Here is a 13832-nt window from a genome sequence, read left to right as displayed (position 1 = left end):
GACTTTTTTGCGGTGGGTTCGGAGACACCGGCGGTCGGTGATTTCAACGGTGACGGCAAGGATGACATCGCGACGTTCACCCGGGGTGCGGCGGCCGACGTGTACGTGGCGTTGTCGACGGGCTCGTCGTTCGCCGGTACGGGCGTGAAATGGCACGACCTCTTCGCGGTGGGCACCGAGCTGCCCTCGGTCGGCGACTTCAACCACGACGGCAAGGACGACATCGTGACCTTCACCCGGGGTGCGGCGGCCGACGTGTACGTGGCGTTGTCGACGGGCTCGTCGTTCGCCGGCACCGGCGTGCGCTGGCACAACTTCTTCGCCGTCGGCACCGAGATCCCCGGCACGGGCGACTTCACCGGCGACGGCCGCGACGACATCGTCACCTTCACCCGGGGCGCGGCGGCCGACGTCTACGTCGCCCGGTCCACCGGCCGCGCCTTCACCGGTACGGGCGTGAAGTGGCACGACTTCTTCGCCGTCGGGGCCGAGATCCCGCAGCCGGGCATCATGTGGTGAACCGTCCCGTCCGGTAGCGGGCAGAGCCGGGCCAGGTGTCTCCTGGTCCGGCTCTCGCCCGTCCCAGGCATTGACGGACGTGGCTGCGGCTTCTACGGTCGGCGGGAAAGCGCTTACCTGGAGCGCTCCTCCCGGCAGGAGTCCGCATGGATCGCCGCACCCTGATCAGGCTCGCCGCCACCTCCGGCGCGGCGATCGCCGCCGGTTCCGCCGCCGGTGCGTACCCCGCCCAGGCCCGCCCGGGCCCGCGGAGCACAGTGGCCGCGGACGGCAGCGGTGACTTCACCACGATCCAGGCGGCGGTGGACGCCGTGCCGGCGGGCAACCCCACCCGATTCACCATCGACGTCGCCCCGGGCACCTACCACGGCCAGGTGATCATCCCCGCGGACCGGCCGAACATCCTGCTGCGCGGCCGCGGCCGGCGCCCGGAGCAGGTGGTGATCACCGATGACCGGGCCAACGGCACGCCGCGCCCCGAGGGCGGCACCTGGGGCACCTCGGGCAGTGCTTCCGTCACGGTCGACGGAGCCGGTTTCACCGCCCGCAACCTGACCTTCGCGAACTCCTTCGACGAGGCGGCGCACCCGGAGATCACCGGACGCCAGGCCGTGGCCGTCCTGACCCGGGCCGACCGCCTCGAGTTCGACAACGTCCGCTTCCTCGGCAACCAGGACACGCTGTACCTGAACAGCCCGGCCGCCGACGTACCCGCCCGGATCTACCTGCGGCGCTGCTACGTCGAGGGTGACGTGGACTTCATCTTCGGTCGCGGGACGGCCGCCTTCGACCGGTGCCGGATCCACTCGCTGGACCGCGGCTCGGCCACCAACAACGGTTACGTGACCGCGCCCAGCACGAGCGTGACCAACCCGTACGGCCTGCTCTTCGCGGCTTGCGCGTTCACCTCCGACGCCCCGCCGGCCAGCGTCTACCTGGGCCGGCCGTGGCACCCGAGCCAGGACCCGAACGCCATCGGTCAGACGATCATCCGCGACTCCTGGCTGGGCGCACACCTCGGCGCGACCCCGTGGAGCGACTTCGGCACCTGGCCGTGGCGCGACGCCCGCTTCGCCGAGTACCACAACCGCGGCCCGGGCGCGCTGGTCACGGCGGACCGGCCGCAGCTGACCCGCGCCCAGGTGGCCGGCCTCACCGTCACGGCGTTCCTGGCCGGCACCGACGGCTGGTCCCCGCACTGCTGAGCGGCACCGCACTCGCCGGGCGGCCCGCCGGCCGCCGTGCTGCGCGCGAGGCGGAACGCCGGCCGCCGCGCCCATGCCGGGCCGCGCCCATGCCGGGCCGCACCCTGGCCGCCGTGACCTGAGGCAGACGGTGCCCCCGAGGCCGTGACCTGAGCCGGGCGACCCGCCGGGTCGCCGTGCTGCGCTCCGGGATGCCGTCGCGGGCGGCATCGACGATCGACCGCGGGCGCGTCAGCGGTCGGCGGGGAAAACGCCGGCCCGGGCCAGCTGGCCCGGGACCTCGTGCCCGAGCAGCCCGCCCAGCCGGGCCGCCAGCGGCAGCAGCGGCCCGACGTCCACCCCGGTGTCATAGCCGCTGCGACCCAGCAGATACACCAGATCCTCCGTCGCGATGTTGCCGGTGGCGTCCGGTGCGAACGGGCACCCGCCGATGCCGCCGGCGCTGCTGTCCAGCGCCACCGGGTGGTCGCCGGCGAGGTCGGCCGCCGTGATCGCGTTGGCGTAGCCGGTGTTGCGGGTGTTGTGGAAATGCCAGCGCAGCGGCACGCCGGGCGCCTCTGCCGCAGCCACCCCGGCCAGCGCCCGCACCTGTGCCGGCACCCCCACGCCGATCGTGTCCGCGAAGGCGAGCTCGTCGGGCCGCGCGGCGGCCAGGCAGTCGGCGGTGACCTCGCGGACCCGGTCCACGGAGACCTCACCCTCGAACGGGCAGCCGAACGCCGCCGCGATCGTGACCGTCGTGCGCAGGCCGGCCGCCCGGGCCTGCCCGGCGATCCGGTGCCAGGCCGCGACGCCCCCGGCTGTGTCGACGGCCTGGTTGCGCCGGCTGAACGTGTCCGTGGCGACCACCACCACGTTCACCTCGTCCATGCCGGCGGCGACGGCCCGGTCGAGGCCGCGTTCGTTGAGCACCAGCCCGATCCAGGACACCGTGCCGCGGGGCAGCCGGGCGGCGACCTCCTCGGCGTCGGCCAGCTGCGGCACCCGGCGGGGGTTGACGAAGCTCGTGCATTCGATGCGGCGTACGCCGCCGGCCACCAGGGTGTCGATCAGCGCCAGTTTGTCGGCGGTCGGCACCGGCACCGCCTCGTTCTGCAGCCCGTCGCGCGGCGAGACCTCCACGATAGAAACGCTCATTGCATACAACCTGCCCTCATCGTGGACACCCCTCTTGCGGAAACACCGTGGCCATGACCAGGATTGCATGCAATCACGCGGAACGGGAGGCCAGGTGCGACCAGCAGCGGAACAGGCGGCGCAGTCTCTGCGAGAGGAGATCCTCTCCGGGGTGATCGCGTCCGGGGCCCGGCTCGGCGAGGCGGAGCTGGCCACCCGGCTCCAGGTGAGCCGCACGCCGATCCGGGAGGCGCTGACCCGGCTCGCCGCCGAGGGACTGGTCGAGCTGCAGCCCCACCGTGGCGCCCGGGTGGCGACCTGGTCCACCGCCGAGCTGCGGGAGATCTTCGAGCTGCGGTTGCGGCTGGAGCCGTACGCGGTCCGCCTGGCCGTCCCGAAGCTCGGTCCGGAGCAGCTGGACGAGCTGCAGGAGCTGGCCGAGTCCATGCTGCGCACCGGGAAGCCCGGCCGCCGGCAGGACCTGGGTCCCATCGTCGAGGCCAACCGGCGTTTCCACGGCCTGTTCATCGAGGTGGCCGGCACGGCGCCGCTGGCCGCCGCGCTGCGCGGGGTCACCCACGCCGCCGTCGTGCACCAGAACTTCCACGACTACACACCGGAGGCGCTGCTGCGCAGCCTGCACCACCACGTCGAGATGGTCGCGGCCGCGCGGGCCGGCGACGGCGACTGGGCCGAGGCGATCATGCGGGCCCACCTCTACAACGCCCGCGCCACGATGATCGGGGTGCCACGCTCATGAGTCTTCCGCTGGACGATCTGCGGGTCGTAGAGTTCGGGCAGTTGCTGGCCGGGCCGTTCTGCGGGCAGCTGCTCGGCGACTTCGGGGCCGAGGTGATCAAGGTCGAGGATCCCGCCAAGGGCGACCCGATGCGCGAATGGGGACGCGAGAAGCCGCACGGCAAGTCGCTGTGGTGGCCCGTCGTCGCCCGCAACAAGAAGTCGATCACCTGCAACCTGCGCGAGCCCGCGGGCCAGGCGCTGATCCGCCGGCTGATCGACACCGCCGACATCGTGGTGGAGAACTTCCGGCCCGGCACGCTGGAGCGCTGGGGGATGGGCCCGGAGACCCTGTGGCGGACCAACCCCGGACTGATCGTCACCCGGGTGACCGGCTACGGCCAGACCGGGCCCTACGCGAGCCGGGCCGGCTTCGGCTCGATCGGCGAGGCCATGGGCGGCATCCGGTACGTGATGGGCGACCCCGGCGGCCCGCCGGTGCGCGCTGGCATCTCGCTCGGCGACTCCCTGGCCGCGGTCTACGCCTGCCTCGGCACACTGGTCGCGGTGCACAGCCGCACCCGCACCGGCCGCGGCCAGGTGGTCGACTCGGCCATCTACGAGGCCGTGCTGGCGATGATGGAGTCGCTGCTGCCGGAGTGGTCGGTGGCCGGTTACCAGCGCGAACGCACCGGGGCCACGCTGCCCAACGTCTCGCCGAGCAACGTCTACCCGACCGGTGACGGCGACCTGATCCTGATCGCCGCCAACCAGGACACGGTCTTCGGCCGGCTCGCCGCCGCGATGGGGGAGCCGGAGCTGGCCCGCGACCCGCGCTACGCCACCCACTCGGCCCGCGGCGCCGCCATGGCCGAGCTCGACGACCACATCGCCCGCTGGACCTCGACCCTGGGTGCCGAGCAGCTGCTCGGCACCCTGCACGCCAACGGCGTACCGGCCGGCCGGATCTTCCGGGCCAAGGACATGTTCGCCGACCCGCACTTCGCGGCCCGCGAGGCGATCGTGCGGGTGCCACACCCCGACTTCGGCGAGCTGCCCATGCAGAACGCGACCCCGCGGCTGTCCGCGACCCCCGGCACCGTCCGTACCGCCGGGCCGGCCCTCGGGGAGCACAACGACGAGATTTACGGCGGGCTGATCGGACTGGACGACGAGGAGCAGGTGCGCTTGCGCGCTGACGGAATCATTTAGAGGAGCGAGATGTCATATCGACTCGGCGTGGATGTGGGCGGAACCTTCACCGACGTGCTGCTGGTTGACGAGGAATCCGGGTCGACCTGGCGGGCCAAGACCGCCTCGACGCCGAGCGACCAGTCGATCGGTGTCCTGCACGGCATCGACAAAGTGTGCGCGGAGGCCGGCGTCGCCCGCGGCGACATCGCCCACGTGCTGCACGGCACCACCGTCGCGACCAACGCGATCCTGGAGGGCAAGGGCGCCACGGTCGGGCTGGTGACCACGCGCGGCTTCCGTCAGGTGCTGCAGATCGCCCGGTCCTTCGTGCCGGGCGGGCTGGCCGGCTGGATCATCTGGCCCAAGCCGGAACCGCTGGCCGCGCTGGAGAACACGGTGGAGGCGCCGGAGCGGATCGGCAGCGACGGCACCGTGGTGCAGGAGCTCGACGAGGAGGCGGTCCGGCGGGCCCTGCGGGCGTTGCGGGCCAACGGGGTCGAGGCGCTGGCCGTGTCGCTCATCAACGCCTTCGCCGACGACCGGCACGAGCGGCGCATCGCCGAGCTCGCCGCCGACGAGCTGCCCGGCATCGAGGTCTCGTTGTCCAGCGTGGTGCTGCCGGAGATGCGCGAGTACGAGCGCGCCCTGACCACCGTGGCCAACGGCTACGTGCAACCCCAGGTCGCCCGGTACGTCGCCAACCTCTCCGCGCAGCTGGCCGGGCAGGGCGTACCGGGGGAGCTGTCGATCCTGCGCAGTGACGGTGGCCTGTCGTCGGCCGGCGCGGCCATCGCGGCGCCGGTGACCATGCTGCTCTCCGGCCCGGCGGGCGGGGTCACCGGCGCGGTCTGGGTCGCCGAGCAGTCCGGGCACACCGAGCTGATCACCTTCGACATGGGCGGCACCTCGACCGATGTGGCGCTGGTGCGCGGCGGCACGGCCCGGATCGGCCGCGAGACCAAGGTCGGTGACCTGACGGTACGGGCCTCCGCCGTCGACGTGCGCACGGTCGGCGCGGGCGGCGGCTCGATCGCCCACGTCCCGCAGCTCACCAAGGCGCTGCGGGTGGGTCCGCAGTCCGCCGGGGCCGAGCCCGGACCGGCCGCCTACGGCAAGGGCGGCACCGAGCCCACGGTGACCGACGCCAACGTGGTGCTCGGCTACCTGCCCGCCTCGCTGGCCGGCGGCGAGATCACCCTGGACCGCCAGGCCGCCCGCGCGGCGGTGCAGACCGTCGCCGACGCGATGGGGCTGCCCAGTGCCGAGGCCGCCGCGGCCGGGATCATCGACATCGTCAACGAGAACATGCTCGGCGGCCTGCGCCTGGTCAGCGTCCAGCAGGGTTTCGACCCGCGTGACTTCGCCCTGGTCGCCTTCGGCGGGGCCGGGCCGCTGCACGCCAACGCGCTGGGCCGGCTCACCGGGGCCTGGCCGGTGATCGTGCCGCCGTCGCCCGGTGTGCTGTGTGCCCTCGGCGACGCCACCACGTCCGCCCGCGACGAGTCCGCCCGTACGGTGCTGCGCAAGCTCGACGAGCTGGACGCCGCGGAGCTGCGGACCGTCTTCGGCGAACTGGCCGCGGCCGCGTCCCAGCGGCTGGCCGACCAGGGTGTCCCGGTCGCCGGGCACACCACGACGTACTCGGCCGATCTGCGCTTCGTCGGGCAGGGCAACGAGCTGGCGGTCACCTTCGACGCCGACCTGCTGGCCGCGGCCGACGGCTGCGAGCAGCTCGCCCGGCGCTTCGACGCCGAGCACGAGCGGCTCTTCTCCTTCACCCTGCCCGCCGGGCACGAGCTGGTGAACGCGCGCGCCACCGTCACCGGCCCCCGGCCGCGGGTGGCCCCGATCCGGCTCGAGCCCGGAAACGGCGACGTCTCGGCCGCCCGCAGCGGCGACACCCGGATCTACGTCGACGGCGCCCACGTCGACGCCGGGCTCTACGACCGGCTCAAACTGCGCGCCGGTGACGTGGTGCCCGGCCCGGCGATCGTGGTCGAGATGGACTCCACCACCCTCGTGCTGCCCGGGCACACCGCCACCGCCGACGCCGCCGGCAGTCTGCTCATCCGTCCCAGCGTTACGGAGGCCTGAGATGGCGCGCATCGTCGAACCGAACACCACCCCGGTCCCGCGGGTCGAGGTCGACCCGGTCACCCTCGACCTGGTCGAGAACGGGCTGCGCAACGCCCGCTACGAGATGGACGAGGTGCTGTTCCGGACCGCGCTCTCGCCCGGCATCCGCGAGCAGCACGACGAGTTCCCGCTGATCGCCGACCCGGCCGGGAAGATGGTGGTGGGCCAGTTCGGCCTGTCCATCCCGGACTTCCTGGCCGGCTTCGACGGTGACATCGGCGAGGGCGACATCCTGCTCACCTCCGACCCGTACGCGTGCGGCGCCGCGATCAGCCACGCCAACGACTGGCTGGTGGTGCTGCCGATCTTCGCCGAGGGCCGGGTGGTCGGCTGGGCGTCGATGTTCGGCCACATGTCGGACGTCGGCGGCAAGACCCCGTCGTCCATGCCCACCGACGCGCGGACCATCTACGAGGAAGGCGTGGTGATCCCGCCGTTCAAGCTGTACGAGGCCGGCCGGGTCAACGAGGACGCGCTGCGGATCATCCTCAACCAGGTGCGGGTGCCGGACTGGAACCGGGCCGACCTCAACGGGCTGGTCGCCGCCTGCCGGACGGCCGCGCGCCGGGTGCAGGAGATGTGCGCCCGGTTCGGGGTGGACACGTACCTGTCGGCGCTGGACGCCCTGCTGCAGCGCAACCACGACGCGATGAAGGCCCTGCTGCACCTGGTCTTCGAGGAAGGCCGGACGCTGTCGTTCACCGACTACATCTGTGACGACGGCGTCGGCTACGGCCCGTACGAGCTGAAGCTGTCGCTGACCCGCACCGGCGACAAGGTGCACCTGGACTTCACCGGCTCGTCGCCGCAGGCCCGCGGCCCGATCAACTACTACCTGAACGAGAACCTGGCCCGGATGTTCTTCGGCATCTACATGATCACCGTGGCCGATCCGCAGATCCTCTGGAACGACGGCTTCTATCCGCTGGTCGACGTGACCATCCCGGACGGCTCGTACTGGAAGCCGAAGCATCCGGCCGCGCTCAACGCCCGCAACCACGGCATCGGCCGGGTCTTCGACCTGTTCGGCGGCCTGCTCGGGCAGACCAACCCGGCGCTGCTCAACGCGGCCGGCTTCTCCTCCTCGCCGCACTTCATGTACTCCGGGAACTACTCCGGCGGCGACCGCAAGGGGGAGTGGTTCCAGCTGTACTCGATCGGCTTCGGCGGCATCCCCGGCCGGCCGCTGGGTGACGGCCCGGACGGCCACTCGTTGTGGCCCAGCTTCGTCAACATCCCGTGCGAGTTCCTGGAGTCGTACTACCCGCTGCGGATCGAGAAGTGGGAGACGATCGCCGACACCGGGGGCGCGGGGCTGCATCGCGGGGGCAACGGCGTCGACGTCGCGTACCACTTCCTCGAGCCCGGGACCATCGCCATCCACGACGACCGCTGGCTGATGTACCCGTGGGGCGTCAACGGCGGTGAGCCGGGCGCCCGGGGCCGCAAGTGGATCGACCGGGCCGACGGCACCCGTCAGATCCTGCCGAGCAAGTGCCACGACGTGCCGGTCGGCCCGGGCGACGTGCTGCACTTCGTCACCTGGGGCGGTGGCGGCTGGGGCGACCCGCTGGCCCGCGACGCGGACCTGGTCGCCCTCGAGGTCCGGCGCGGCCTGGTCACCAGCGAGGGTGCGCGGCGCTACGGCGTGGTCGTCGACGACACCGGTGCGCCGGACGGGGCGGCCACCGAGGCCCTGCGGATCCGGCTGCGCGCCGAGCGCCCGCGCGAGCTGCCGGTGTTCGACATGGGTCCCGGCCTGGACGAGATCCTGGCCCGGTGCCAGGAGGAGACCGGCCTGCCCGCGCCGACCCGTCCCGTGTGGGCCTGACGTGAGCGCCGCGTTCGGTGGCGAGCTGGGCTGGGGCCGGCGCCCCGCCCTGCTCGTGATCGACATGATGCGGGCCTACTTCACCGCCGGGAGCCCGTTCGACCTGGGCTCCCGGACCGCCGTCGACGGGTGCGCGGCGCTGCTGGCCGCGGCCCGCGACGCCGGGCTGCTGGTGGTGCACACCCGCGTGCGGTACACCGCCGGACTGGCCGACGGTGGCCTGTTCGTCCGCAAGGTGCCCGGCCTGGCGGTGCTCGCCGAGGGCGCCGGAGAGCTCGGCCGGTTCGTCCCCGGCCTCGAACCCCGCCCCGGCGAGGTCGTCGTGGCCAAGCAGTACGCGTCCGCCTTCTTCGGCACCTCCCTGGCGGCGACCCTCACCGCCGCCGGGGTCGACACCACGGTGATCGCCGGCGTCTCGACCTCCGGCTGTGTCCGGGCCAGCGCCACCGACGCGATGCAGCACGGCTTCCGCCCGATCGTGGCCGCCGACGCCTGCGGTGACCGCGACCCGGCGGTCCACGACGCCAACCTCTACGACCTGGCCGCCAAGTACGCCGACGTCACCACCGTCGCGGCGGTGTGCGCGCACCTGGCGGCCGGACCCCTCAGCCCACCGGACTGAACCGCACCCCGCTCAGCCGGGCCCCGGCGCTCGGGAAGACGAGGTACAGGTCGCGCCGCCCGGTCGCCCCGGCCAGCGGCGCGGCCACCTCGATCCAGTCGTGCCGGCCGGCCGTCGCGGGCACGTCCAGCACCGCGGCGACCGGACCGGACAGCGGTTCGTCGAGCCGCACCTCGATCCGGGCGCCCGGGCCGGCCGCCGCCGTCGCCGCGGTGATCCGGTGCCCGCCCGTGCCGAAGTCGACGCGGTCGAAGGCCAGCCAGGCGCCGTCGCGCAGGGCCACCACCGCGTCGCCGCGGTGCGGGCCCTCGTCGGTCAGGGCCGTGCCGAACTCGCCGTCGCGGCTCGCCGCCCGCAGCGCGTCGCCGCCGGCCCGCCGTTCGGGCAGGACCTCGCCGTGCACGGTCAGGGTCGCGGTCGCCGTGATGTCGGTGCAGGAGCGGCCCGCGAGGATCGAGTGCCGGGCCGCCTCGACCACCGGCCGTTCCCCGACCACGTCGTAGAACGCCAGGTCGTCCACCCGCAGCGGCATCGTCACGGTGGCGCGCTCACCGGGCGCCAGCCGGACCCGCCGGAAGCCCCGCAACCGGCGCAGCGGCTGCTTGTCCCGGGACCGGCGCTGCCGGCTGTAGAACTGCACGACCTCGGTGCCGGGCCGATCGCCCACGTTGACGACGTCGACGCTGACCTCCACCTGCTCATCCGGTGCCGCCTGCTCGGCACTCAGCCGCAGGTCGTGGTGCTCGAAACGGGTGTAGCCCAGCCCGTGCCCGAACGGGTACAGCGGCCGGCCCCGGAAGTACAGGTACGTCGCGTCGCTGCCGATGATGTCGTAGTCGAGCAGGTCCGGCAGTTCGTCGGCGCCGCGGTACCACGTCTGCGGCAGCCGGCCGGTCGGCTCCACCGGCTCTCCGCCCGGCGACTCGCCCAGCAGCACGTCGGCCAGCGCGGAGCCGAACTCCTGACCGCCGTGCGCCGACCAGACCAGCGCCGGCAGGTGCTCCTGCGCCCAGCCCACCGCGTACGGGTAACTGCTCGTCAGCACCAGCACGGTCCGCGGATTGGCCGCCCGTACGGCCCGCAGCAACGCCTCCTGCCGCGGCGGCAGCGCCAGGTCGGCCCGGTCCTCGGTCTCGCGCCCGGCCACCATCGGATGGTTGCCCAGCAGCACCAGCGCCACGTCCGCGTCCCGGGCCAGCGCCGCGGCCGCCGCCACCCCGTCCTCGGCGAGCTCCAGCGTGAAGGCGGTGGCCGTGTCCTCGCCGGCGGCGTCCGCGCGCAGCACGCCGTCGGGGCCGGTCGCGACGTACCGGTTGCTCGCCAGGTGCCGCAGCACCACCGCGTCCCGGTGCCGAATCGGCTCGAAGGTCTCCCGGACCACCCATTCGCCCGGTTCCGGCCGGTCGTTGACCAGCACACCGTTCTCGTCGGCCCGCACGTAGCGCCGGTTGGCAGCGGCGCGCAGCGTGATGGTGCCGCCGCCCCAGTCGAGCAGGTCGAACCCGGCCGTCAAGCCTGTGGTCGTCTCACCGACCCGCAGTGGGGCGCCGTCCGGAGTGTCGCCCGCGTGCACCGTCCCGGTGGAGGTCCGCAACCGGACCCGGTCGACGCCCTCCGCGGTGCGCACGTTCTGCTCGCCGAGGCGCTCGGCCAGGCCGGCGCTGGCCGTCACCGCGTACGGCAGAGTGCCGCTGTACCAGTCCGCCAGCACGGTGTCGGCCAGTGGCCCCAGCACTGCGACGACCGCGTCCGGCGCCAGCGGCAGCACCGCGTCGGTGTTCTTGAGCAGCACGACACTGCTCCGGGCCGCTTCCCGGGCGAGCCGCTGGTGCTCGACACAGTTGACCACCTCGGCGGTCGTGGCCGCGTACGGGTTGGGCCCCTCCGGGTCGAACTCGCCCAGCCGGAACCGGACCGCCAGGATGTGCCCGGCCGCCGCGTCCACGTCGGACCCGGTGAGCAGGCCGCGCTCCAGCGCCTCGTGCAGCCGTTGCCGAGTCGCCGTGGCGTCCTCGGTGAAGCAGTCGACCCCGGCGCGCAGCGCGGCGGCGAACGCGGCCGCGTGGTCGCTCAGATAGCCCTGCTCACCGGCCAGATTGCTGCACGCGTACGCGTCACCCACGACCAGCACGTCCTCGGTGGTCCAGGTACGCAGCTCGTCGGCCAGCAACGGGCTCAGATGCGTCGGCCGCCCGTTGACCAGGTTGTACGACGCCATGACAGCGACCGCCGCGCCGGTGGCGATGGGCTCGCGGAAGGCCGGCAACTCGTACTCGTACAGCACGCGCGGCGGCAGGTCGCTCGACGTGAGGTGCCGCTCGGTCTCGTTGTTGTAGCCCAGGAAGTGCTTGAGCGTCGGCGCGGTGCGCAGGTAACGCGGGTCGTCGCCGCGCAGCCCGCGGGCGTACGCGCCGCCCAGCACACCGGTGAGCCAGGGATCCTCGGCATACCCCTCCTCGTTGCGGCCCCAGCGCGGGTCCCGCAGCGGGTTGACCACCGGCGCCCAGACGTTGAGGCCCACGCCCGCCGGGTCCTTGTGGTGCAGTCCGCGTACCTCGTCGCCGACCGCCGCGCCGACCCGGCGCACCAGCTCCGGGTCCCAGCTGCTGCCCAGCCCGACGGACTGCGGGAAGACGGTGGCCTCGCCGAGCCAGGCGACCCCGTGCAGGGCCTCGGTCCCGGTGCGGAACGGTCCGACACCGACGCGCGGGACCGGGGCCTGGTGCTGATGCAGCAGCGCCACCTTCTCCGGCAGGGTCAGCCGGCTGAGCAGGTCGGTGACCCGGTCGGCCAGCGGCCGCCCCGGGTCCTGAAACGTGCCGCGGACCGAATCGGTCATGGCTGGGCCTCTTTTGCCATGCCCTCGTGGCCCTCGCCTGCGGGGCCGCGGCGCGGTGTGGCTGGTTGCCGCTCGGTGCAGTCGGTCATGGCTGGGCCTCTTTTGCCATGCCCTCGTGGCCCTCGCCTGCGGGGCCGCGGCGCGGTGCGGCTGGTTGCCGCTCGGTGCAGTCGGTCATGGCGGTGGTTCTCCTCGGCGTGGGATCGAGGCGGTGCCGGCCGGACCGTGGCTGCGGTCCGGCCGTCGAAGCGCTTCGATGAGGATCCGGAAAAGGCTCCGCCGGGACCAGGGATTACATCCGTGTTACGGCGGAGCCTTCTGAGGTTGGCACCAGGCATCGACGCCGGTCAAGAGGTACGGCGAGATCCGTCGATGCCCGGCGACCGCTCACGCCGCCGGGGCCGGTAGCTTGCCCGCCTCGAGCCGGTCCAGCGCGAGCATCGCGCCGCCCAGCGCCGCCCCGTCCGGGTGCAATGTGGAGGCGGTGACCCGGCAGCCGATCTCGCCCGGCGCGCGGGACGCCAGCTCGGTCTCCACCGCCGGCAGCAGCCACGGCGCGAGTGTGGCGAAGCTGCCGCCGAGCACCACGACCTGCGGGTCCAGCAGCTCGGCCAGCATCGCCACGCCGCGGCCGAGCAGCGTGCCGGTCTCGGTGAGGGCCTTGACGACGTGGGCGTCGCCGTTGCCGGCCAGGGCCGTGATCCGCTCCAGCTCCGGGGCGAAGTCGACGATCGGGCCGTCCGGCTCGGTGTCCGGCAGGGCCCGGCGGACCAGCGCCGGCAGTCCCGCGACGGCCTCGAGGCACCCCTGTCGCCCGCACCGGCAGACCGGGCCGGCGCAGTCGACCTGGAGGTGGCCGGCCTGCCCGGCGAAGCCGCGCGAACCCCGCAGTGCCCGGCCGTCGGCCACGATGCCGGCGCCGATCTCGACGCCGCCGATCACGGCCAGCAGATTCGGGGTGTCGGCGTCGGCACCGCCCCGGTACTCCGCCAGGGCGGCCAGGTTGGCGGCGCTGTCGATGACCACCTCGAACTCGGGGTGGCGCAGGCCGCGCGCCAGGGCCGCGCCCAGGTCCAGCTCCGCGCGGCCGAGATGCGGCGCGAACCGGACTCCGCCGCCCGGCGCGACCATTCCGGGCGCGGCGACGGTCAGCCCCAGCACCCTTCGCTCCTGGGCCGTCATCTTCGCCACCACCCGGCCGGCCAGCGCCGCGACGGCGGCCTCGGCCCGCCCGGGTGTGCCGTCCAGCCCGGGGTACGCCCGCCGCCACGTCAGAAGCCGCTCGCCGGTGAGGTCGACGGCGATGGCCACCAGATGGTCGGCGGCCACCTCGATGCCGATGGCCGCGTACGGCCGGCTCTGCAGGGTCAGCATCGACGCGGGCCGGCCGATCCTGTTCTCGGTCAGGCCGGTCTCGCGCAGCAGGTGCCGTTCCAGCAGGTCGGTGACCAGGCTGGAGACGGTCGCCTTGTTGAGGCCCGTGGACGCGGCGATGTCCGCCCGCGAACAGGGCGCATGGGTCCGGACGAACCGCAGCACGACTGCCAGGTTCGTCGTTCTCACGTCGGACAGGTCCGCCGGCCGCGTCATGCCGTGCGTACTGATCACGTCTGTCCTGCCTCTCGCCGCCGG

At 73.5% G+C, this 13832-nt stretch carries 10 protein-coding genes; 7 read left to right on the top strand and 3 right to left on the bottom strand.

What is annotated here, in order from left to right; genetic code table 11:
- Both AB0C12_RS31265 and AB0C12_RS31260 read left to right on the top strand, forming a co-directional pair.
- Positions 1 to 519, top strand: a 519-nt coding sequence (locus AB0C12_RS31265) for a VCBS repeat-containing protein (RefSeq protein ID WP_360553445.1), incomplete at its 5' end; no start/stop codon positions are given.
- A 146-nt stretch (positions 520 to 665) separates the two neighbouring features.
- Positions 666 to 1724 carry a pectinesterase family protein gene (locus AB0C12_RS31260; protein ID WP_360553444.1) on the top strand — a complete coding sequence of 353 codons (1059 nt, stop codon included), beginning with the start codon at positions 666 to 668 and terminating at the stop codon, positions 1722 to 1724.
- 231 nt (positions 1725 to 1955) lie between these two features.
- On the opposite strand, the gene AB0C12_RS31255 is transcribed toward AB0C12_RS31260, so the two are convergent.
- Complete coding sequence (locus tag AB0C12_RS31255) at positions 1956 to 2861, bottom strand: hydroxymethylglutaryl-CoA lyase (protein WP_360553443.1); 906 nt, start codon at positions 2859 to 2861, stop codon at positions 1956 to 1958.
- Between the two features lie 94 nt (positions 2862 to 2955).
- Here AB0C12_RS31255 and AB0C12_RS31250 point away from each other — a divergent pair, with 94 nt between their 5' ends.
- The 5 genes from AB0C12_RS31250 to AB0C12_RS31230 are packed head-to-tail and all read left to right on the top strand — an operon-like array spanning position 2956 to position 9361.
- The gene (locus tag AB0C12_RS31250; RefSeq protein WP_360553442.1) at positions 2956 to 3600 is read left to right on the top strand and encodes a GntR family transcriptional regulator; all 645 of its coding nucleotides are present in this window, start codon (positions 2956 to 2958) and stop codon (positions 3598 to 3600) included.
- Entirely contained in the window at positions 3597 to 4790 is a 1194-nt protein-coding gene (locus AB0C12_RS31245) for a CoA transferase (RefSeq protein WP_360553441.1), read from the top strand. The genes AB0C12_RS31250 and AB0C12_RS31245 overlap by 4 nt, the downstream gene beginning before the upstream one ends.
- A 9-nt stretch (positions 4791 to 4799) precedes the next feature.
- Positions 4800 to 6866 carry a hydantoinase/oxoprolinase family protein gene (locus tag AB0C12_RS31240; RefSeq protein ID WP_360553440.1) on the top strand — a complete coding sequence of 689 codons (2067 nt, stop codon included), beginning with the start codon at positions 4800 to 4802 and terminating at the stop codon, positions 6864 to 6866.
- A gap of 1 nt (position 6867) precedes the next feature.
- On the top strand, positions 6868 to 8739 hold the full coding sequence (locus AB0C12_RS31235) for a hydantoinase B/oxoprolinase family protein (RefSeq protein ID WP_360553439.1): 1872 nt from the start codon (positions 6868 to 6870) through the stop codon (positions 8737 to 8739).
- A 1-nt stretch (position 8740) separates the two neighbouring features.
- Positions 8741 to 9361, top strand: coding sequence for an isochorismatase family protein (locus AB0C12_RS31230; protein ID WP_360553438.1), 621 nt, complete (start codon positions 8741 to 8743; stop codon positions 9359 to 9361).
- On the opposite strand, the gene AB0C12_RS31225 is transcribed toward AB0C12_RS31230, so the two are convergent.
- Together AB0C12_RS31225 and AB0C12_RS31220 are read right to left on the bottom strand one after the other, a co-directional pair.
- On the bottom strand, positions 9345 to 12200 hold the full coding sequence (locus AB0C12_RS31225) for a glycoside hydrolase family 3 C-terminal domain-containing protein (RefSeq protein WP_360553437.1): 2856 nt from the start codon (positions 12198 to 12200) through the stop codon (positions 9345 to 9347). The genes AB0C12_RS31230 and AB0C12_RS31225 overlap by 17 nt on opposite strands.
- Before the next feature lie 387 nt (positions 12201 to 12587).
- Complete coding sequence (locus tag AB0C12_RS31220; RefSeq protein ID WP_360553436.1) at positions 12588 to 13763, bottom strand: ROK family transcriptional regulator; 1176 nt, start codon at positions 13761 to 13763, stop codon at positions 12588 to 12590.
- Positions 13764 to 13832: the final 69 nt, after the last annotated feature.

Source organism: Actinoplanes sp. NPDC048967 (assembly GCF_040649415.1).
In the GTDB taxonomy this organism is placed as follows: Bacteria; Actinomycetota; Actinomycetes; order Mycobacteriales; family Micromonosporaceae; genus Actinoplanes.
This window is presented reverse-complemented; position numbering and strand designations above follow the sequence as displayed.

Coding starts and splice junctions, on each gene's coding strand:
- AB0C12_RS31245 (WP_360553441.1), top strand. CDS start 3,597: ATGAGTCTTCCGCTGGACGATCTGCGGGTCGTAGAGTTCGGGCAGTTG.
- AB0C12_RS31260 (WP_360553444.1), top strand. CDS start 666: ATGGATCGCCGCACCCTGATCAGGCTCGCCGCCACCTCCGGCGCGGCG.
- AB0C12_RS31255 (WP_360553443.1), bottom strand. CDS start 2,861: ATGAGCGTTTCTATCGTGGAGGTCTCGCCGCGCGACGGGCTGCAGAAC.
- AB0C12_RS31225 (WP_360553437.1), bottom strand. CDS start 12,200: ATGACCGATTCGGTCCGCGGCACGTTTCAGGACCCGGGGCGGCCGCTG.
- AB0C12_RS31240 (WP_360553440.1), top strand. CDS start 4,800: ATGTCATATCGACTCGGCGTGGATGTGGGCGGAACCTTCACCGACGTG.
- AB0C12_RS31235 (WP_360553439.1), top strand. CDS start 6,868: ATGGCGCGCATCGTCGAACCGAACACCACCCCGGTCCCGCGGGTCGAG.